Source organism: Amycolatopsis sp. A133 (assembly GCF_031082405.1).
Taxonomy (GTDB): domain Bacteria; phylum Actinomycetota; class Actinomycetes; order Mycobacteriales; family Pseudonocardiaceae; genus Amycolatopsis.
Genome location: NZ_JAVHJU010000036.1, coordinates 404,704 through 425,200, shown reverse-complemented (window position 1 = coordinate 425,200; position 20,497 = coordinate 404,704). Strand labels below are relative to the sequence as shown.

The 20,497-nt window shown below is 72.0% G+C and carries 19 protein-coding genes and 1 riboswitch; of the genes, 8 read left to right on the top strand and 11 right to left on the bottom strand.

Features of this window, described 5'->3' with window-relative positions; all coding sequences use genetic code 11:
* Window positions 1-69: 69 nt before the first annotated feature.
* Entirely contained in the window at window positions 70-1,920 is a 1,851-nt protein-coding gene (lepA, locus tag Q5425_RS24780) for a translation elongation factor 4 (protein ID WP_308674685.1), read from the bottom strand.
* Window positions 1,921-2,035: 115 nt separating this feature from the next.
* Between lepA and Q5425_RS24775 the strand changes: the two genes are divergently transcribed.
* Entirely contained in the window at window positions 2,036-2,656 is a 621-nt protein-coding gene (locus Q5425_RS24775; protein ID WP_308674684.1) for a class I SAM-dependent methyltransferase, read from the top strand.
* Here Q5425_RS24775 and Q5425_RS24770 read toward each other — a convergent pair.
* Entirely contained in the window at window positions 2,653-3,027 is a 375-nt protein-coding gene (locus tag Q5425_RS24770; protein ID WP_308674683.1) for a VOC family protein, read from the bottom strand. The genes Q5425_RS24775 and Q5425_RS24770 overlap by 4 nt on opposite strands.
* Window positions 3,028-3,050: 23 nt before the next feature.
* On the bottom strand, window positions 3,051-3,914 hold the full coding sequence (locus tag Q5425_RS24765; RefSeq protein ID WP_308674682.1) for a DMT family transporter: 864 nt from the start codon (window positions 3,912-3,914) through the stop codon (window positions 3,051-3,053).
* Window positions 3,915-4,272: 358 nt separating this feature from the next.
* On the opposite strand from Q5425_RS24765, the gene rpsT reads away from it, so the two are divergent.
* The gene (gene rpsT, locus Q5425_RS24760; protein ID WP_155545692.1) at window positions 4,273-4,533 is read left to right on the top strand and encodes a 30S ribosomal protein S20; all 261 of its coding nucleotides are present in this window, start codon (window positions 4,273-4,275) and stop codon (window positions 4,531-4,533) included.
* Window positions 4,534-4,970: 437 nt separating this feature from the next.
* Here the strand turns inward: rpsT and holA are convergent, their stop codons facing one another.
* Window positions 4,971-5,951: a DNA polymerase III subunit delta gene (gene holA, locus Q5425_RS24755; RefSeq protein ID WP_308674681.1), complete on the bottom strand. Its 981-nt coding sequence runs from the start codon at window positions 5,949-5,951 to the stop codon at window positions 4,971-4,973.
* Between the two features lie 145 nt (window positions 5,952-6,096).
* Window positions 6,097-6,230: riboswitch (SAM riboswitch) on the top strand.
* Between the two features lie 12 nt (window positions 6,231-6,242).
* On the opposite strand from holA, the gene thrC reads away from it, so the two are divergent.
* Entirely contained in the window at window positions 6,243-7,508 is a 1,266-nt protein-coding gene (gene thrC, locus Q5425_RS24750) for a threonine synthase (RefSeq protein WP_308674680.1), read from the top strand.
* Between the two features lie 296 nt (window positions 7,509-7,804).
* Here thrC and Q5425_RS24745 read toward each other — a convergent pair whose 3' ends face one another.
* The 7 genes from Q5425_RS24745 to nadD all read right to left on the bottom strand — a co-directional run bounded on the left by Q5425_RS24745 (window position 7,805) and on the right by nadD (window position 14,259).
* Complete coding sequence (locus Q5425_RS24745; RefSeq protein ID WP_308674679.1) at window positions 7,805-10,177, bottom strand: ComEC/Rec2 family competence protein; 2,373 nt, start codon at window positions 10,175-10,177, stop codon at window positions 7,805-7,807.
* Complete coding sequence (locus Q5425_RS24740; protein WP_308674678.1) at window positions 10,174-10,887, bottom strand: ComEA family DNA-binding protein; 714 nt, start codon at window positions 10,885-10,887, stop codon at window positions 10,174-10,176. The genes Q5425_RS24745 and Q5425_RS24740 overlap by 4 nt, the downstream gene beginning before the upstream one ends.
* A gap of 141 nt (window positions 10,888-11,028) precedes the next feature.
* Window positions 11,029-11,886 (bottom strand): DegV family protein, encoded by an 858-nt coding sequence (locus tag Q5425_RS24735; RefSeq protein ID WP_308674677.1) that lies wholly within the window; start codon window positions 11,884-11,886, stop codon window positions 11,029-11,031.
* A 5-nt stretch (window positions 11,887-11,891) separates the two neighbouring features.
* Window positions 11,892-12,620 (bottom strand): diglucosylglycerate octanoyltransferase, encoded by a 729-nt coding sequence (octT, locus tag Q5425_RS24730; RefSeq protein WP_308674676.1) that lies wholly within the window; start codon window positions 12,618-12,620, stop codon window positions 11,892-11,894.
* 3 nt (window positions 12,621-12,623) lie between these two features.
* Window positions 12,624-13,238: a histidine phosphatase family protein gene (locus Q5425_RS24725; protein WP_308674675.1), complete on the bottom strand. Its 615-nt coding sequence runs from the start codon at window positions 13,236-13,238 to the stop codon at window positions 12,624-12,626.
* Window positions 13,235-13,630 carry a ribosome silencing factor gene (gene rsfS / locus Q5425_RS24720; protein WP_308674674.1) on the bottom strand — a complete coding sequence of 132 codons (396 nt, stop codon included), beginning with the start codon at window positions 13,628-13,630 and terminating at the stop codon, window positions 13,235-13,237. Before rsfS ends, Q5425_RS24725 begins: the two co-directional genes overlap by 4 nt.
* A 59-nt stretch (window positions 13,631-13,689) precedes the next feature.
* Window positions 13,690-14,259 carry a nicotinate-nucleotide adenylyltransferase gene (nadD, locus tag Q5425_RS24715; RefSeq protein ID WP_013228469.1) on the bottom strand — a complete coding sequence of 190 codons (570 nt, stop codon included), beginning with the start codon at window positions 14,257-14,259 and terminating at the stop codon, window positions 13,690-13,692.
* A gap of 197 nt (window positions 14,260-14,456) precedes the next feature.
* Between nadD and Q5425_RS24710 the strand changes: the two genes are divergently transcribed.
* From Q5425_RS24710 to Q5425_RS24690, 5 genes are all read left to right on the top strand, one after another.
* Entirely contained in the window at window positions 14,457-16,568 is a 2,112-nt protein-coding gene (locus Q5425_RS24710; RefSeq protein WP_308674673.1) for a RecQ family ATP-dependent DNA helicase, read from the top strand.
* 97 nt (window positions 16,569-16,665) lie between these two features.
* A complete protein-coding gene (locus Q5425_RS24705; protein WP_308674672.1) occupies window positions 16,666-17,952 on the top strand; it encodes an MFS transporter in 1,287 nt (428 codons plus the stop codon).
* 70 nt (window positions 17,953-18,022) lie between these two features.
* A complete protein-coding gene (argS, locus tag Q5425_RS24700) occupies window positions 18,023-19,744 on the top strand; it encodes an arginine--tRNA ligase (RefSeq protein ID WP_308674671.1) in 1,722 nt (573 codons plus the stop codon).
* A gap of 12 nt (window positions 19,745-19,756) precedes the next feature.
* Window positions 19,757-20,146 (top strand): PPOX class F420-dependent oxidoreductase, encoded by a 390-nt coding sequence (locus Q5425_RS24695; RefSeq protein ID WP_308674670.1) that lies wholly within the window; start codon window positions 19,757-19,759, stop codon window positions 20,144-20,146.
* Window positions 20,143-20,427, top strand: coding sequence for an antibiotic biosynthesis monooxygenase family protein (locus Q5425_RS24690; protein WP_308674669.1), 285 nt, complete (start codon window positions 20,143-20,145; stop codon window positions 20,425-20,427). Before Q5425_RS24695 ends, Q5425_RS24690 begins: the two co-directional genes overlap by 4 nt.
* Window positions 20,428-20,497 lie beyond the last annotated feature (70 nt).

The window sequence follows — 20,497 nt, the reverse complement described above, 5'->3', positions numbered from 1 at the left end:
TATTCACGCGTAGGCGTGAATATAGGCGCCACTGTCACATCAACGGAACAGTCACCGCAACGGAAACAGCTACTTCTTGTTCTTGCCGGAGTCCTCAGTGGACAGTGCGGCGACGAAAGCCTCCTGCGGGACCTCGACCCGGCCGACGGTCTTCATCCGCTTCTTGCCTTCCTTCTGCTTCTCCAGCAGTTTCCGCTTCCGCGAGATGTCACCGCCGTAGCACTTCGCCAGCACGTCCTTGCGGATCGCGCGGATCGTTTCACGGGCGATGATCCGGGCGCCGATGGCGGCCTGGATGGGCACCTCGAAGTTCTGCCGCGGGATCAGCTCGCGGAGCCGGTTCACCATGCGGTTGCCGTAGTTGTAGGCGTCGTCCTTGTGCACGATCGCGGAGAACGCGTCCACGCCCTCGCCCTGCAGCAGGATGTCCACCTTGACCAGGTCCGCCGCCTGCGTACCGGCCTCTTCGTAGTCCAGGGACGCATACCCGCGCGTACGCGACTTCAGCGTGTCGAAGAAGTCGAAGATGATCTCGCCCAGCGGCATGTTGTACCGCAGCTCGACCCGGTCCTCGGACAGGTAATCCATGCCGAGCAGCTGGCCGCGCTTGTTCTGGCACAGCTCCATGATCGTGCCGATGAACTCCGACGGCGCCAGGACGCTCACCTTGCTGAGCGGCTCGAGCACCTTGTCGATCTTGCTCCCGGTCGGCCAGTCCGACGGGTTGGTCACGTGGATTTCCTTGCCGTCGTCCAGCACCACGTCGTAGACGACGTTGGGCGCCGTCGAGATCAGGTCGAGGCCGAACTCGCGCTCGAGCCGGTCGCGCGTGATCTCCAGGTGCAGCAGGCCGAGGAAACCGCAGCGGAAGCCGAAGCCCAGCGCCACCGACGTCTCGGGCTCGTAGTCGAGCGCGGCGTCGTTGAGCTGGAGCTTGTCCAGCGCCTCGCGCAGCTCGGGGTAGTCGGAGCCGTCCACCGGGTACAGCCCGGAGTAGACCATCGGCTTCGGCTCGCGGTACCCGGCCAAGGCCTCTTTCGCACCGTTGCGCTCGGACGTCACCGTGTCGCCGACCTTCGACTGGCGGACGTCCTTCACGCCGGTGATCAGGTAGCCGACCTCGCCGACGCCGAGCCCCTTGCTGGCCTTGGGCTCCGGCGAGATGATCCCGACTTCCAGCAGCTCGTGCGTCGCGCCGGTGGACATCATCTTGATGCGCTCGCGCGGCGTGATCTTGCCGTCGACGACCCGGATGTAGGTGACGACGCCGCGGTAGGTGTCGTACACCGAGTCGAAGATCATCGCGCGGGCCGGCGCGTCCGCGTCACCCTGCGGCGCCGGAACCGACTTCACGACCTCGTCGAGCAGCGCGCCGACGCCCATGCCGGTCTTGGCCGAGACCCGCAGGACGTCTTCCGGCTCGCAGCCGATGATGTGGGCCAGCTCACCCGCGTACTTGTCGGGGTCGGCCGAGGGCAGGTCGATCTTGTTGAGCACCGGGATGATCTGGAGGTCGTTCTCCAGCGCCAGGTAGAGGTTGGCCAGGGTCTGGGCCTCGATCCCCTGCGCGGCGTCGACCAGCAGGACGGCGCCTTCGCACGCCTCCAGCGCCCGGGAAACCTCGTAGGTGAAGTCGACGTGACCCGGGGTGTCGATCATGTGCAGGACGTGGTCCTGCCCGTCGACCTTCCAGGGCAGCCGGACGTTCTGCGCCTTGATCGTGATGCCGCGCTCGCGCTCGATGTCCATCCGGTCGAGGTACTGAGCGCGCATGGCCCGCTCTTCCACGACGCCGGTGAGCTGCAGCATGCGGTCGGCCAGGGTCGACTTGCCGTGGTCGATGTGCGCGATGATGCAGAAGTTCCGGATGAGCTCCGGCGGCGTGAAGGTGGTGTCGGCGAACTTGTTGAGCGCTGTCACTCGAATGAGTCCTCGGAAAGTCGGGGATGGCCACCTCTATGGTCCCATGGCCCTCCGGGTGCGGGTGGGGGTCATCCCCGATGCGGGGTTTTGCGATCCGTGGTGCCCTCGAAGTATGAGCACTCCGCACCAGCCTGCACCCCCTCCCCGGCCGGAGACCAGCGGGTTCGCCCGCGTCCTCGACCGTACGTTCGGTCACCCCTCCGGCGCGCTCGGCCGCCTCGGCGGCTGGGTCATGGCCCGCGGCAACGCCGCGACCGAACACCGCGTCGTCGACCTGGCGAAGATCGAACCGGACGAGACCGTCCTGGTCGTCGGGCCCGGCCCCGGCGTCGGCCTGGAAGCCGTCGCCCGCCTGGCCGGGCGCGCCGTCGGCGTCGACCCCTCCCTCGAGATGCTGTCGCTGTGCCACGAGCGCTGCGGCGACCGGGCCGAACTGCGTGAGGGGTCGGCGGCGCACACCGGCGAGCCCGCCGGGTCCGTCGACGTCGTCCTGACCGTGAACAACGTCATGCTGTGGGACGACCGCGCCGCCGGGTTCGCCGAGCTGTTCCGGGTGCTGCGCCCCGGCGGCCGGCTGCTGCTGTCCGCGCACGAGAAGTGGCTGCCCGTGAGCAGGCACGTCCTGGCCGACGAAGCCGCCGCCGCGGGCTTCGCCGACCTGCAGACCTGGACCTGGGAGCCCCCGGGCTTCGCCGCGCTCGCCGCGCAGCTGCGCGCCGTCAAGCCCGCCTAGCGGTTGTCCGTGCGGATCGGGTGGCCCTCGGGCACCTCGACCAGCACGATGCGCGTCCCGTCCGGATCGGCGATCCAGGCCTCGTCGAGGCCCCACGGCTCACGCTGGGCGTCGCGCACCGGCGCCAGGCCCTTCCCCTTCAGGTCGGCCAGGGCGCCGGCCAGGTCCCGGACCTGCAGCCAGAGCACCAGATCGGGTGACGAGCCCGTCTCGCCCCGGCCGGAGACCTCCAGGGAGCCGTGGCCGAGGAAGAACACGGTGCCGCCGGGGAACTCCCGCTCCACGGCCAGGCCGAGGGTGTCGCGGTAGAACGCCGTGGAAGCGGCGACGTCGCGCGGGCGGATCAGCAGCCGGCTCTTCAGGATTTCCATCCGACCATCCCTACCGGACGGGCTCAGGCGGCCGCAATCGCCGCGATGCCGGACAGCACGATCACCGACCCGGCGAGCCGCCGCACGGCGTCGCGTTCGCCCAGCACCAGCCACGCGGCGAGGCCGCCGAGCACGATGCTCAGCTCCCGGGCGGGCGCGACCAGGCTGACCGGCGCCATGGTGAGGGCGTACAGCACGAGGACGTAGGCGATCGGCGACAGGACCGCCACGAGGAGGACCTCCCGGCGCTGCTCGCGCCAGACCCGCGCCACCTCGGCGCGGTCGGCCAGCGCACCGGGCACGAGCAGCACGCTCTGCAGGACCGAGCCGACGCCGAAGTAGACGACCGGCGGCACGCCGAGACCGGTCACCGAGTGCGCGTCCCAGAGCGTGTAGCCGGCGATGACGGCCCCGGTCAGGAGGCCGTAACCGATGCCGGCTTTGACCGCTCGCGTGTCGCCGTCCCGGTGGCCGGTGCTGATCACCAGCACCCCGGCGACGACCAGGAACGCGCCGAGCAGGCCCAGCGGGCCGGGCCGCTCCCCGAGCACCAGGACGGCGGCCAGCACCGACAGCAGCGGGCCGGTGCCGCGCGCCACCGGGTAGACGACGGAAAGGTCGCCGACGCGGTACCCGCGCTGCAGCACGACGCCGTAGGCGATGTGCAGCACCGCCGTGACCCCGGCGGCGAGCAACCAGCTCCACTGTGGACGGTCGTCCTCGACGACCAGCACCACGACGGTCACGGGCAGCAGCAAGACGGCGCCCGCGGTGTAGTAGAGCCAGACGAACTGGGTCCCGCCGGAGGAGACCCGCTTGGCCGCCAGGTTCCAGGCGGCGTGCACAACGGCGGCGACGAGGACGAGGGACAGTGCCGTGGCGTTCATGGGACCCCTTACGGGTTCCCGCGGGCGCGGGAAACCCCGTCCTCCAGGCTTTTCCCCCGTCAGATGAACGACCGGCCGCCCAGGCCCGCCGACGGTGCCGCTCGGACCAGTCCCGCCGGTCCTGGTTGTGTCATGCGGGAGCGCGCGGACCGGCGACGGAACCCTAGGCACTACCGCCGTCCACGGTACTCCTGGTGATCGGCATCACCAGGAGTGCCGACGGCGGCCGCTGCGAGCTGGGCTGTTAGAGTTGGCGCTCGTTGTCGTGCGGCGTTCCGTCATGGAGGAAACCCGCTCTCGCGAGCGGGGCCACATCAGCGCGGCGGCGAATCTCACCGAGTGAAGCAGGAGTTGCCCTATGGCCAACATCAAGTCGCAGATCAAGCGCATCACCACGAACGAGAAGGCGCGTCAGCGCAACCAGGCGATCCGGTCCTCGGTGAAGACCGCGATCCGCAAGGTCCGCGAAGCCGCCGAGTCCGGCGACAAGGCCAAGGCCGTCGAGCTGCAGCGCGACGCCGCCCAGAAGCTGGACAAGGCCGTCTCGAAGGGCGTCATCCACGCCAACCAGGCCGCCAACAAGAAGTCGGCGCTCGCAAAGCGCGTCAACGCGCTCTGAGCTGATTGATTTCTGGAAGGCCCCGGCTTCGGCCGGGGCCTTCTTTCATGTCCGGGGGCGCGCGCCGGTGAGTGGGGGCGCAGGTTGCGGGCGGCTCGCGGGGTGGGCCGGGTTGCGGCGGCTCTGAGCGCGCGAGCTGTGGCGGCATGTGCGGGCTGCGGCGGCTCTGGGTGCCCGGCTGCGGCGCCTCTACGCGGGCCGCGGCGGCCCTGCGCGGACTGCGGCGGCGCCGAGCGCGGGTTGCGGCGGCCCTGCGCGGACTGCGGCGGCGCTGAGCGCGGACTGCGGCCGCCTTGCGCGGGCCGCGGCGGTTCTGGACCCGGCTGCGGCGGCCCTGCGCGCGGGCTGCGGCGCCTCTGCGCGGGCTGCAGCGGCTCTGGGCCCGGCTGCGGCGGCCCTGCGCGCGGGGTCGCCTGCCCGTCTGCGCCGCCCTGCTGTCAGCGGTCGCCCTTGGCGGCCGCTACCTCGAGGACCGCTCGCTCCAGTGCGTAGCCCGGGTCCGCCGCCACGCCCTTGACCTCGGCGTTCAGGCGCGCGACCACGCGCATCGCCGTGGCCAGGCCGTCGGGGTTCCAGCCGCGGGACTGGCCCTGGGCCTTGCGGATCTTCCACGGCGGCATGCCGAGCTCGCCCGCCAGCTGGTTCGGGTTGCCGCGGCCGGCGCCGGAGACCCGGGCGATCGTGCGGACCGCGTCGGCCAGTGCGTCGGCGACCAGGACGTGCGGGACGCCGAGCTGCATCGCCCAGCGCAGCGACTCCAGCGCCGCCGCGCGGTCGCCGCCGACCGCCTTCTCCGCGACCGCGAACCCCGTCACGTCGGCGCGGCCGCGGTGGTAGCGGCGGACCGCCTCCTCGTCGACCGCGCCGCCCGTGTCCGCGACCAGCTGCGTCGCCGCCGAGGAGAGTTCACGCAGGTCGGAGCCCACCGCGTCGAGGAGCGCGGCGACCCCCGCCGGGTCGATCTTGCCGTTCACCCGGCGCACCTCGTGGCGCACGAACTGCTCGCGCTCGGCCGGCTTGGTCAGCTTCGGGCACTCCGTGATCTCGGCGCCGGCCTTCTTCAGCGCCGCCGGGAGCGACTTGCCCGCCTTGCTGCGGCCGCCGCCGGTGTGCACGACGATCAGCACGATCCCGTCCGCCGGGTCCTTCAGGTAGGCCGCTACGGCGTCGGCGAGCTCCTGCGAGATGTCCTGCGCCGACTCGAGGACGATCACCCGGCCCTCGCTGAACAGCGACGGGCTGACCAGTTCGGCCAGCTCGGGGGCTGTGAGATCGGACACCCGGACCCGGGTCAGCTCCGCGGTCGAGTCCATCGCGCGGGCGGCGGCGAGCGTCTCGCGGACGGCCCGCTCGATCAGCAGTTCTTCCTCCCCCAGCACCAGCTGCAGCGGGGCCGGGGCGGTGGCTTGCGCGGTCACCCGGGAATCCTCTCACTTGCGCTGCCGTGCCCCCGCTCCGGTGATGTCGAGCGGCCACCGTGGCACGGCCCGAGCGCGATGTCGTACGGTGTAGCCGAGGCAGCCGCCCCGGGAATCCGGAGTGCGCGCACCGACAACTGAATACCGCTCATCCAGAGGGGCAGAGGGAACGGCCCGACGAAGCCCCGGCAACCGGCGTACAGCCTGTCATCCCGCGATCGCGGGGTAGCTGACGACCACGGTGCCAATTCCGGCCCGCTTCGGCGGGGCAGATGAGGAAGGAACCTCGCGATGACCGCCACCCTCGGCACGACCTCCACCACGAAGACCCCGGATCTGGGTCCCGCCGTCGAACTGGTGTCGAAGGAAGAGGGCCACCGGCAGCCGCTCGCCCCGGAATTCGTCTCCGCCGAAGACTTCTCGCCGCTCGAGGTCGCCTACGACTTCGGCCGCGTCCGCCGCGAAGACATCGAGGCCGGCCCCAACAACATCTGGCGCTACAAGAAGCTCCTCCCGGTTCCGTCCAACGTCGAAGAGATCCCGAACACCGAGCCGGGCGCCACCCGGCTGGTCCGCGCCGACCGCCTCGCCAAGGAACTCGGCCTCAAGCGCGTGTGGGTCAAGGACGACACCGGCAACCCGACGCACTCGTTCAAGGACCGCGTCGTCGCCGTCGCGCTGGCCGCGGCCCGCGAATTCGGGTTCGAGGTGCTGGCGTGTCCGTCGACCGGCAACCTGGCCAACGCGACGGCCGCCGCCGCGGCCCGCGCCGGCTGGCGGTCGGTCGTGCTGATCCCGAAGTCCCTCGAGCGCGCCAAGATCCTCACCACCGCGGTGTACGACGGCGACCTCCTCGCCATCGACGGCAACTACGACGACGTCAACCGCCTCGCCACCGAGCTGGCGGGTGAGCACCCGAAGTGGGCGTTCGTGAACGTGAACGTCCGCCCGTACTACTCGGAGGGCTCGAAGACGCTGGCCTACGAGGTCGCCGAGCAGCTCGGCTGGCGCATCCCGCCGCAGATCGTCGTGCCGATCGCCTCCGGTTCCCAGTTGACGAAGGTGGACAAGGGTTTCCGCGAGCTGGGTCAGCTCGGTCTCGTGGACGCCAGCCCGTACAAGGTGTTCGGCGCGCAGGCCACCGGCTGCTCGCCGGTGTCGGCCGCGTTCCGCGAAGGCCACGACGTCGTCCAGCCGGTGAAGCCGGACACGATCGCCCGCTCGCTGGCGATCGGCAACCCGGCCGACGGCCCGTACGTGCTCGACATCGTCAACCGCACCGGCGGCGCGATCGAGGACGTCTCCGACGAAGAGGTCGTCGAAGGCATCCGCCTGCTGGCCCGCACCGAAGGCATCTTCACCGAGACGGCGGGCGGGGTCACCGTCGCCACGGCGAAGAAGCTGGTCGAGACGGGCAAGCTGGACCCGGACGCCGAAACGGTCCTGCTGATCACCGGTGACGGCCTCAAGACCCTCGACGCCATCGAGAACCACGTCGGTCCCAAGGCGACGCTGCCGCCCTCGGCCGCAGCGGTGAACAAGGCACTCGGCTACTGAGCTCCGGCCGGGGCGGGCGCTTGACCCGCCCCGGCGCTCAGCCGCAGGGCGGTCCGTGGCTCGGCCCTCGGGAAGCCGCGCCTGCCACCTCTGGCACCGGCGGGCGGGTCGCGGGCTCACCGCGGTGGACCGGATGGCTCGTGCGGCTGAGCCGGCGGTGCGGCGGAGCAGCTGCGCCCCTTGCCACGCCGCCGCAGAGGCCCACGACCGTCGACCGCCATGCGGTCAGCCACGGCAGGGCAGCCATCCTTCCCACGCCCACCGCCGGAAAGCCCGCGCCACCGAGCGCCTTCCGGTCACCGGCGAGGCGGGCCGCGGGGCTCGCCGCGGCGGGCTATTGCCGTTCCGGTGACCACTGCCGTGTCGCCGTCCACGTCGGTGCGGGTGATGCGTGCGCCGAGTGCGGTCAAGGTGTCCATTGTGGACTTGCTCGGATGCCCGTACGTGTTTCCCGCACCCACGCTGACCACCGCCACCCTCGGGGCCACCGCCGCGAGGAACGACGGCAGCGAGTACCGCGAGCCGTGGTGGGGCACCTTCAGCACCTCCGCCTTCAGATCTCCGATGCCGGCCAGCAGGTCCGCCTGCGCGGCCAACTCGACGTCGCCGGTCAGCAAGATCCGGCCCGCCGGGGTTTCCGCTCGCAGCACCACCGAGCTGTTGTTGATCGTGGTGCCGTCCTGCTGCCCGGTCGAGCGGGCCGGTACGTACCGCGGGCCCAGGACGTCGAGCGCCAGCCCGGGCCAGTCCAGCCGCTCGCCCGGGTTCAGCTCCACCAGCGGCACCCCCTGCCGAGCGGCCTCCGCGGCGACCTGGCGCCACGCCCACTCCGGCGACCGCCCCGGGCCGACGGCGATCGCGCCGACCGCGCGGCCGTCGAAGACCGAGGCGAGGCCGCCGATGTGGTCGGCGTGCAGGTGGCTCAGCACCAGCAGCGGGATCCGGTCGACCGCCAGCCGGTGGAGGCACTCGTCGACCGGGCCCGGCTCCGGTCCGGCGTCCACGACGACCGCCCGCCCCGGGTCGGCGGTCGCCAGCACGACCGCGTCGCCTTGGCCGACGTCGCACCCGACCATCGCCCAGTTCCGCGGCGGCCACGCCGGTGCCAGCACCCGGACCGGCACGAACACCAGCAACGCGCCGGCGACGAGCACCGCCAGCAGCACCCGCACCCGCCGGTGCCGGACCACCGCCACCAGGACGCCCAGGACGGCGGCGGCGAGGATCCCGCCCACCCAGCCGCCGGGCCAGGTGATCACCGCGCCCGGGGCCCGCGCGCCGTGCCGGGCCACCGTGATCAGCCACCGGGCCTCCGGGTCGGCCAGGTGCACCAGGACCTTCCCGGCGCCCGGCCACCACGGGCCGATGACGGTCGCCAGCACGCCCAGCACCGTCGCCGGGGCCACCACGGGCGCGGCGAGCACGTTGGTCAGGACCGAAACCAGGCTCACCGAGCCCGCCATGCCCGCGAGCACCGGTGCCGTCACCAGGAAGGCCGCCAGCGGGATCGCCAGCCCTTCCGCGAATCCCGGCGGGATCCCGCGGCGGACCAGCGTCGCGGCCCAGCGGGGCGCGAGCAGGACCAGCCCGCCGGTGGCGCCCACCGACAGCGCGAAGCCGAAGTCCGTGGCCATCGCGGGATCCGCTACCACGAGCAGGCACACCGCGAAGGCCAGCGCGGGCAGCGCCGAACCCCGCCGTCCCAGCGCCAGCGCCAGCAACGCCACGGCCGCCATCACCCCCGCGCGCAGCACGCTCGGCTCCGGGCCGACCAGGACGAGGAACCCGGCCAGGCACGTCCCCGCCGCCGCGGCCGACAGCCGGGGCCCGAGCCGGAGCAGGCGCAACAGCAGCAGCACCGCCCCGCAGATCACCGCGAGGTTTCCGCCGCTGACCGCGGTGAGGTGCGCGAGGCCCGCGGTGACGAACTCCTGCTCGACGCGCGGGGACAACGCGCTCGTGTCGCCCAGCACCAGCCCGGGGAGCAGGCCCGCGGGTTCGTCCGGCAGGACCTGGCACAGGTCGTGGAGCCCGCTGCGCAGCCCGGCCGCCGTCCGCTGCCACCACGGTGCCGGGCCGGGCTCCCCCGGCGGTCCGCGTACCGAAAGCACGGCCACGGTCAGGTCCGAGCCGCGCGGCGGCATCAGCAGCCCCGCCGCGGTCACCTCCTGGCCCGGCAGCAGCGACGCCCACTGCGCCACCGGCGCCAGCAGCAGGACGCGGCCGGACGACGGGACCGGGTGTCCGTCGACCGACGCCGTGCGCACGTCGGCGGCCAGCACCACCGACCGGGCGCCGGCCTGCCGGTCGGCGTAGCCCGCGCTGCGCACGGGCTTCGGACGTTCGGCGACGACGACCCGCAACGCCGCGGGCAACCCTTCCGCCGCGAAGGTGCGAAGGTCGTCGCGCTGGGCATCGCGGATGCGCCAGGCGACCGGACCGGCGGCGAGCAGGCCCAGCACCAGCAGGGCCGCGGCCGCGCCGCGGGCCCGGGGATGATCGCGGGCTCGCCAGAGCACCAGCCCGGCCAGCACTGCCGAGGCGAGGCCGACGGCCACGGCCGTCCACCAGCCGAGCAGCAGGCCGGCCAACGCCGCCAGCCAGCACGCCGCTGCCGCCGGGACCAGCCGCATGTCCTGCCGGGTGTCGGTGACGGGGAAGACGCTCATCCGACCGTCACCTTCTCCCGCAGCCGTTCGAACTTGCTTTCTCCGATGCCATCGACGTCCCGCAGCTGCTCGACCTTCGTGAAGCCGCCGTGGTCGGTGCGCCATTGGACGATCCGCTTGGCCATCACTTCGCCGACGCCGGGCAGCGTGTCCAGCTGGTCCGCGGTCGCCGTGTTGAGATCGACCTTTCCTCCGCCCGCCGGGGCGTCGGGGGCCGCGGCGGGTGCCGGGATGCCGACCGCGAGCTGCTCGCCGTCGGTCACCTTGCGGGCGAGGTTCAGCGCACCGAGATCCGCGCCCGGCTCCGCCCCGCCGACCGCCCGCAGCACGTCGGCCACCCGCGCCCCCTGCGGCACGGTGACCAGGCCCGGGGACCGGACGCGCCCGATCACGCTGACGACGAGAGCGGCCTGGGGTGCCGCACGGGCCTCGGCCGCCGGTTTCGCGCTGGGCAGCGCGGGCGGTGACTCGGGCGCCGGAGCGCCACCGAGGAGTGCGACCGAGCCGAGGACGATCACCACGACCGCCGCGAAGGCACCGGCCAGCGCCCACCGGCGGCTGCCGGCACCGGCCGGTCCGCCCGGCAGCCAGCGCCGGACCAGCCGGCCGCCGGGGCCGACCGTGCTCGCATCGGGCGAGAGCTGATCGGCCAGCCAGGAGAGCCGGTCGTTGACGGGAGGGCCCGGATCCCGGGCGGACTGCTCGAACACACGATCGACGTTAGGGCCCGCGGGGAGCGTCCGACAGGGGTGCCGCCGCGTCCTGTGGACAACCGGGGTGTTGTGGACGGATTCGCGGGGCCGGGCCCGGGACCAGCCGTTTCCGTCGGACCCGGGTGGCATCCTGGAGGGTTAGCTCCGGAGCGGGACCGTCCGCTGGACGACCACGCCCAGCACCCCGGGACCGGTGTGCGCCCCGATCACCGCGCCCAGCTCGGAAACCACGCAGCCCGCCGAGCGCGGCACGGCCTCTTCGAGCCGGTTGGCCAGTTCGACCGCCCGTTCCGGCGAGGCGAGGTGGTGGACGGCGAGCTCGACGTCGTCCTCGGCCGCCGCCTTGGCGGCCAGCTCGACCAGCCGCGCGATCGCCCGGTTCATGGTGCGGACCTTTTCCAGCGGCAGGATCCGGCCGTCGGACATGTGCAGCACCGGCTTCACCGCCAGCGCCGTGCCGAGCAGCGCGGCCGCCGGGCCGATCCGGCCACCGCGACGCAGGTGCTCCAGCGTTTCCACGACGAACAACGTCGACGAACAGCCGGCCGCGGTCACCGCCGCGGCCTCGACTTCGGCAGCCGAAGCACCGGTGGAGGCGGCCGAAGCGGCGCGCAGGGCGGCGAACCCGAGCCCCATCGCGGTCGTGCGCGAGTCGACGACGCGGACCCGGTCCGGCCCGACTTCCTGCGCCGCGAGCACCGCCGCTTCCCAGGTGCCCGACAGCTCGCGCGACAGGTGCACCGACACGATCGCCTCCGCGCCGTCCGCGAACGCCGCCTGGTACTCCTGCACGAATTCGGTGGGGGTCGGCCGCGACGTGGTGACGATCTTCCGCTGTTTCATCGCCTCGGCGACCGCGGCCGGTCCGGTCTCGACGCCGTCGAGGGAGACCACGCCGTCGACCAGGACGTGCAGCGGGACCACCCGGACCGCGTGCCGTTCGGCGAAGCCCTCCGGCAGGTGGGCGGTGGAATCCGTGACTACGGCGACCGACACGCCCGTCAGCCTACGTGGCCGGGGGCCAGCGCCGGCGCCATCAACACGGACATCGCTTCGCCCACCGCGGCGTGTCCCTGCCAGCCCCAGTGCATGCCGTCCGGGTTGCCTTCGCCGCTCAGGACGTGCTCCCCCACGACGGCTTCGAGGTCCAGCAACGGGATTCCCGCTCGCGAGCCCCACGCCGCCATCGCCGCCGCCGCGGCCGGGCGCGCGGTGTGCACGCCGCCGTAGGCCGCCGCGCGGTGCACCGACGGCAGCATGCCGAAGATCGGCAGTTCGGGCCGCAGAACGCGCAGCGCGCCCACGGCGGTGTCGAGGTACTGCACGGTGAGCTTGGCCGGCAGCACCGCGGGACGGCCGCGCAGCGCCACCGCCAGCCGCGGCTGCGCGGCGAGATAGGCCTTGCGTACCACGCGCCGCACCGGATCGGGCCGCAGGTACCGCAGCCCGGTGCGCAGGTAGGTCGGCAGCGGCGAGGGCAGCGTGTCCATGCTGCCGATCGCGAACACGACCGCGTCGACGTGGTGCAGGTCGGCCCAGACGCGCGGGTCGCCGGTCAGCGACCACCAGGCGTCCCGGGCGTTCCAGCCGATGCCGGCGACCAGGTCGGCGGTGCCGCCCAACGATGCAGCGGCCACGTTGGGCCACAGCCGCGGCTCGTCCGCGGCGCAGGGTCCTTCCGGACCGTGAAAGCTCAGCGAGTCGCCGAACACGAGCAGGCGTGGCCCCATCGGCTAGCCGTGCATCCCCGCGTTGTAGGCGTTCAACCGCCACTTCCCGTCGCGACGGCCCAGCTCGACCCAGTGGCAGTTCGAGATCCCGCCGAGCGACGGCCAGTTCTCGACCGGCAGGTTCAGCAGCCGCGCGGTGAGCGCGATGATCAGCCCGCCGTGCGCGGCCAGCAGCACGGTCTCGCCCGCCTGGGAGTTGGCCTGCTGCAGGTCGGTGACGACTTCACCCGCGCGGTCGGCGACGTCGACGCGGCTCTCGCCACCGGGCGGGGCCCACGTCGCGTCGGTGCGCCAGCGGTCGCGTTCACCGGGATAGGCCTGGTCGACCTCTTCGCCGGTGAGTCCCTGCCATTCGCCCAGGTGCGTCTCGCGCAGCCGCTTGTCGATCCGCAGCGGGACGCCGATGGCGTCGGTGAGCACGGTGGCGGTGTCGGTGGCCCGGCGCAGGTCGGAGGCGATGACGAGGTCCGGGGAGAAGCGGGCCAGCGCGGGCACCGCGAACCGGGCCTGGTTCCAGCCGCGCGGGGTCAGCGCCGAGTCGAGGTGACCCTGCATCCGCCCGGCGGCGTTGTAGTCCGTCTCGCCGTGTCGCCAGAGCACCAGCCGCCGCGGGCTCACGGGACGTCCGGGTCCTCGTCGGCGGGTGGCTCCTCGAGTCCGGCCACCTCGATGCGCGGGCAGTCCTTCCACAGCCGCTCGAGGCCGTAGAACGAGCGCTCTTCGACGTGCTGGACGTGCACGACGACGTCGACGTAGTCGAGCAGTACCCAGCGCCCTTCGCGGGCGCCTTCGCGGCGGACCGGCTTGTGGCCGCTCTCCCGCAGTTTCTCCTCGACGTTGTCGACGATGGCGCCGACCAGGCGCTCGTTGGACGCGGAGGCGATGACGAAGGCGTCGGTGATGACGAGCTGCTCGGACACGTCCAGCACGACGACGTCGCTGGCCTTCTTGTCCGCCGCCGCGTGGGCGGCCGCTACGGCCAGCTCTCGTGCCTCGGACGTGGCTGTCACAGTGCTCCTTAACAGATCGGGTTCGCCCGAGAAGGGTACCCGCCGGGACCAGCGGGCCTTCAGTCGCTCTTCCGGTACAGATCCTTCTTGGCGATGTAGCGGACGACGCCGTCGGGCACGAGGTACCAGACCGGCTCCCCGCGCTCGACCCGGTCGCGGCAGCCGGTGGACGAAATGGCCATCGCGGTGACCTCGACGAGGCTCACCTTGCCGCTGGGCAGGTGGTGGGAGTTCAGCCGGTAGCCGGGCCGCGTCACGCCGATGAAGTGCGCGAAGTCGAACAGCTCGTCGGCCTTGTGCCAGGTCAGGATCTGTTCGAGGGCGTCGGCGCCGGTGATGAAGAAGAGCTCGTCTTCCGGGTACTCGGCGTGCAGGTCGCGCAGGGTGTCTACGGTGTAGGTCTGGCCGCCGCGGTCGATGTCCACGCGGCTGACGGAGAAGACCGGGTTGGACGCGGTCGCGATCACCGTCATGAGGTAGCGGTCCTCGGCCCTGGTCACTTCGCGGTCGGTCTTCTGCCACGGCTGCCCGGTGGGGACGAAGATCACTTCGTCGAGCCCGAACCGGGACTGGACCTCGCTGGCCGCGACGAGGTGGCCGTGGTGCACGGGGTCGAAGGTGCCGCCCATGACCCCGATCCGCCGTGGTGACATGACCGGAGAGCCTATAAGGCCGAGCGCCGGCGGACCGGGTGCTCTTCACCACCTCGCCCGACCGGGCAGAACTTGTGATTCAGGTCACATTACGGCCCGTATTCGTCGCGAACGGTCCGTTCGTGACGCCGCCGATTCCCGGTCTGTCGGTGCCATGGGGTAGACGTGGGGACGTGGACACGACCAGCACCACCCCAGCACTGCGCGACCGCGCCGAAACCCTCCTCCGGGCACTGGCCGGCGACTCGGCGAAGCTGCGCGAAGACCAATGGACGGCCATCGAGGCCTTGGTCGCGCAACGGCGCCGCGCGCTGGTCGTGCAGCGCACCGGCTGGGGCAAGTCGGCGGTGTACTTCCTGGCCACGGCGTTGCTGCGGGAACAGGGCAGCGGGCCGACGGTCATCGTCTCGCCGTTGCTGGCGCTGATGCGCAACCAGATCTCGGCCGCGGCGCGGGCCGGGATCCACGCGGCGACCATGAACTCCGCGAACCCGCAGGAGTGGGACCAGGTCCAGGCGTCGGTCGCCGCCGGCGAGGTGGACGTCCTGCTGGTCAGCCCCGAACGGCTGAACAACCCGGACTTCCGCGACAACGTGCTGCCGAAGCTGACCGCGAGCACCGGCCTGCTGGTGGTCGACGAGGCGCACTGCATCTCCGACTGGGGACACGACTTCCGGCCGGACTACCGGCGGCTGCGCACCCTGCTGGGCGACCTGCCCGAAGGGGTGCCGGTGCTGGCCACCACCGCGACCGCGAACGACCGCGTGGTCACCGACGTCGCCGAGCAGCTGGGCCTCGGCACCGGCACGGACACGCTGGTGCTGCGGGGCAGCCTCGACCGGGAAAGCCTGCGGCTGTCGGTGTGCCGGCTGCCGACGTCGCAGGCGCGGCTGGCGTGGCTCGCCGAGCACCTGGCCGAGCTGCCGGGCTCCGGCATCATTTACACGCTGACCGTCGCGGCGGCGCACGACGTCGCGTCGCTGCTGAAGGACCGCGGTTACCCGGTGGCGGCCTACACCGGCAAGACCGACCCGGCCGACCGGCAGGCGGCCGAGGACGACCTGCTCGGCAACCGCGTCAAGGCCCTGGTCGCGACGTCCGCGCTGGGCATGGGGTTCGACAAGCCGGACCTCGGGTTCGTCGTGCACCTCGGCGCGCCGTCGTCGCCGATCGCCTACTACCAGCAGGTCGGCCGCGCCGGGCGTGGCGTGGAGCGCGCCGAGGTCGTGCTGCTGCCCGGCGAAGAGGACAAGGCGATCTGGGCGTACTTCGGGTCGCTGGCCTTCCCCGACGAACTGCGGGTGACGCAGGTGCTGAACACCCTCGCCTACGCCGACCGTCCACTGTCGACGGCCGCGCTCGAGCCGTCGGTGGAGCTTTCCCGGTCGCGGCTGGAGATGGTGCTGAAGGTGCTGGACGTCGACGGCGCGGTCCGGCGCGTCAAGGGCGGCTGGACGAGCACGGGCGAGGAGTGGCAGTACGACCGCGGCCGGTACCAGCGGGTCGCGGAGGCGCGCCACCGCGAGCAGGAGGCGATGCTCGGCTACCTCGCGACCGGCGGCTGCCGGATGGAGTACCTGCGGCGCCAGCTCGACGATCCCGAGGCGGCGCCGTGCGGGCGGTGCGACAACTGCACCGGGCAGCACTGGGACACGACGGTGGCGGACGAGGTCGTCGACGCGACCCGGGAACGCCTGCAGCGGCCCGGCGTCGAGGTCGCGCCGCGGAAGCAGTGGCCGACGGGGATGTCCTCTTTGGACGTTCCGGTTTCCGGCCGGATCTCCGCCGACGACCAGGCCGAGCCGGGGCAGGTGCTGGGGCGGCTCACCGACGTCGGCTGGGGCAACCGGCTGCGGGAACTCGTCGGCCCCGGCGCCCAGGACGCCGACGTGCCCGACTCGGTGTTCAAGGCCTGCGTCCAGGTGCTCGCCGGGTGGCAGTGGGCGGAACGGCCGGTGGCGGTGGTGGCGGTGCCGTCCTCGACGCGGCCACAGCTCGTGTACAGCTTGGCGACCCAGCTGGCCGACATCGGCAAGCTGGAGTTCCTCGGCGCGCTCGACGCGGACGGCCCGCCACCCCGCCAGGCGAACAGCGCGCAACGGCTGGCCGACCTGTGGCGGCGGCTGAGCATGCCGGCCGACCTGGCGGCGACGCTGCCGTCCGGGCCGGTGCTGCTGGTGGACGACGTCATCGACACCGGCTGGACGATGACGCTGGCCGCGCGGCTGCTGCGGCGAGCCGGGGCGCCCGCGGTGCTGCCGTTCGCGTTGGCCAGCACGGCCTGAGCAGAGGAGGACGAGAAACCGCGGCAGTCAGGATCTTTCGCACTGCGAATGAATGTGGCAAAGTCCCGTTTCACCTTCGGGTGACGTGGAGGCCGCCATGACCGAGTCCACCGTGCAGGCATCCCAGCGGCACCGGCTGCCGGTGCGCAAGCTGTTCGCGGCAAGCGCCGGCAACGCGCTGGAGTGGTTCGACTGGACGATCTACGCGACGTTCAGCATCTACTTCGCCAGTGCGTTCTTCCCCGCCGGGAACGACACGCTCGCGCTGATCAACACCTTCGCCACCTACGCGCTGGCGTTCTTCTTCCGGCCGCTCGGCGGCGTCCTGCTCGGGCGGTTCGCCGACACGCGCGGCCGGAAACCCGCCATGATCCTCACCATCCTGCTCATGGCGGGCGGCTCGGTGGCGATCGGCCTGCTGCCGACGTTCGCGCAGGTGGGCTGGCTGGCGCCGATCCTGCTGCTGCTCGCGCGCATCGCCCAGGGCCTGTCGCTCGGCGGCGAGGTGTCGAACGCGTCGGCCTACCTGGGCGAGATCGCGCCGCCGGCGCGTCGCGGCCGGTACTCGGCGTTCTTCTACATCTCGACCGGCTCGGCGGTGCTCGTCGCGACCGTGCTCGGCTTCGTCCTGGCCCGTGCGCTGGACAAGGCCCAGCTCACGTCGTGGGGTTGGCGGCTGCCGTTCCTGCTGGGCGGCGTCTTCGGCTTGATCGGGCTGTGGCTGCGCCGCAGCCTCGCCGAAACCGAACTGTTCGAGCAGACGAAGACGAAGGCGCGCAAGATCGAGCGGCCGCTGCTGACGACGCTGACGCACCACCCGAAGGCCGTCGGCAGGCTCGTCGGCTTCACGATGCTGTCGACCCTTTGCTACTACACCTTCTTCAGCGCGCTGACGTCGTTCGCGGTGAAGAACCGGCACGCTGATGCCGGCGCCGTCTTCCTGGCCCTTTCGGTCGGCACCGCGTTGTTCATCGCGCTGCAGTACCCGCTCGGCGCGTTGTCGGACCGGTTCGGGCGGAAGCCGCAGCTGCTCGTCTGGTCCGGGGCGACCGCCGTCGTCGTCGTTCCGCTGTCCACTTTGATCGGCCCGGGCGTCGGCGGGCTGCTCGTGGTGTTCTGCGTCGGGCTCGGGCTGTACACGGCGATGACGTCGATCGCGCCGGCCGTCATGAGCGAGCTGTTCCCCACCGAACTGCGCGGGCTGGGCATCGGGGCCTGGTACAACCTGACCGTCGCGATCTTCGGCGGCACCGCTCCCCTGCTCATCACGCTGTTCGGGGCCGTGTCGCAGACGCTCTACTTCTGGTACGTCGCCGTGGGCGCCGCGATCGCCTTCGCGGTGATCCTGACGCTCCCGGAGACCAAGGGCAGCGAACTGCGGTAAACCCGTCGTGGTCGGCCGGTCACGCTCGCTACGCTGCGGGCTTCATCACCCGAGCCGAAGGAGGGACACCGTGCAGACCGCCGACGTTACCGAGGAGCTGGCGCGCCGCGTGGTGACCGCCGCCGGCCGGGCACTGGACGTCGAACTGACGCCGGAGCAGGCGCTGGTCCAGGCGTCGCCGCGCGACGGCGTCGACTACCAGGCCAACCTCGCGATGAGCCTGGGCAAGCGGCTCGGCCGCCCGCCGCGCGAGGTCGCCGGGCTGATCGCCGGGGCGCTGGAGCTCGACGGGATCGCCGATCCGCCGGAAGTCGCCGGACCGGGGTTCCTGAACTTCGTGCTGCGCGGGGAATGGCTCGAAGCGCGCACCGCCGCACTGCTCGGCGATCCGCGTCTCGGCGTGCCGGAAACCACGGCGCCCCGGCGGATCGCGCTCGACTACAGCAGCCCGAACGTGGCCAAGGAAATGCACGTCGGCCACCTGCGCTCGTCCGTGATCGGCGACGCGCTCGCCCGCCTGCTGCGGTTCGCCGGCCACGAAGTGCTGCCGCACAACCACCTCGGCGACTGGGGCACGCCGTTCGGCATGCTCATCGAGCACCTCCTCGACGTCTCCGCCGGGCAGCGGGCAATCGCCGACCTCGACGCCTTCTACCGCGAAGCGCGTCAGAAGTTCGACAGCGACGAAGCGTTCGCGACGCGGGCGCGCACCCGCGTCGTCAAGCTGCAGAGCGGCCACGAAGAGACCCTCGCCGTCTGGCAGGAACTCGTCGACGAGTCGACCCGGCACTTCAACGAGGTCTACGCCCTGCTCGGGATTTCCCTGACGGACAAGGACATCTACGGCGAAAGCTTCTACAATCCCCACCTCGCCACCGTGGTCGACGACCTCGAGAAAGCCGGCCTGACGGAAGTCAGCGACGGCGCGGTCTGCGTGTTCCCCGAAGGGTTCCGCAACCGCGAGGGCGACCGGCTGCCGCTGATCGTCCGCAAGCGTGACGGCGGCTACGGGTACGCCGCCACGGATCTCGCGACCCTCCGGTACTGGACGGCCGAGCGCGGCGCCACCGACCTGCTCTACGTCGTCGGGACGCCGCAGGCGCAGCACTTCGCGATGCTGTTCGCCACCTGCCGCGCGGCGGGCTGGCTGACCGGGCACGCCGAGCACATCGGCTTCGGCACGGTGCTGGGCGCGGACGGCAAGGCCATGCGGACCCGGGCCGGCGAGACGGTCAAGCTGGCCGACCTGCTCACCGAAGCCGTGACGCAGGCCGCCGCGGTCGTCGCCGAACGCAGTGAGCTCGACGCGGCGGGGCAGACCGAAGTCGCCCGCGCGGTCGGCATCGGCGCGGTCAAGTACGCGGACCTGTCCGGCGACCGCGAGCGCGACTACGTCTTCGCCTGGGACCGCATGCTGGCCAAGGAGGGCAACACCTCGGTGTACCTCCAGTACGCCCACGCGCGGACGCAGTCGATCCTCCGGAAGGCGGGCGGCCCGCCCGAGGGCAGCCAGGTGGTGCTCGAAGCGCCGGCAGAACGCGCGCTGGCGCTGAAGCTGCTTCGGTTCGGTGAAGCACTGAAGGCGGCGACGAGCGGGTACGCGCCGCACAAGCTGTGTACGTACCTGTACGAGACCGCGGTCGCTTTTTCGCGGTTCTTCGAGGAATGTCCGGTCCTGAAAGCGTCTTCGCCGTCGCTGCGCGCGTCGCGGCTGAGGTTGACTACGCTGACGTCGCACACGCTCGTGCTCGGGCTTTCCCTGCTCGGCATCGAAGCGCCCGACCAGCTCTAGCGGGAGACCACTGTGGAACTGCCCGGCGATCTGCTCGCTCTGTTGCGCGAGCCCAGCCTCTGCTTCATGTCGACGCTGATGCCCGACGGCTCGCCGCAGCTCACCCAGACCTGGGTGGACACCGACGGAACGCACATCCTCGTCAACACCGTGCTGGGCCACCAGAAGCAGCGCAACATCGCCCGCGACCCGCGGGTGGCGCTCAACGTCGCCGACCGCGACCAGCCGTCGCGCTACTTCGCGATCCGCGGGCAGGTCATCGAGATGACCGAGGACGGCGCCGTCGAACACATCGAGAAGCTGGCGCAGCGCTACCTCGGCGGTCCGTACCCGTGGTGGGGCGGCCGGGACCAGACGCGGCTGCTGCTCACGATCAAACCGGATCGGATCAGCTCGACATGATCATCGTCGCCGGCTGGCTCGCGGTCGCTCCCGAAGATCGCGACGCCTACTTGGCCGGGTGCGCCGAAGCCGTCCGCCTCGCGCGGGAGGCACCCGGCTGCCTGGAGTACGCGCTGGGTGCCGACCTGCTGGACCCCGGCCGGGTGACCGTGCACGAACGCTGGGAGTCCGATGAAGACCTCGAGGGCTTCCGCGGGTCGGGGCCGTCGGACGAGCAGGCGTCGCGGATCCTCGACGCGAGGGTGGCGCGCTACCGGATCTCGGCGGTCGAGGCACCGTAACCGGCAAGATCATGGGCTCGAAAGGGCATCACGCGTGACTGAAGGGGCATCACGCGTGATTGGGCGGGCA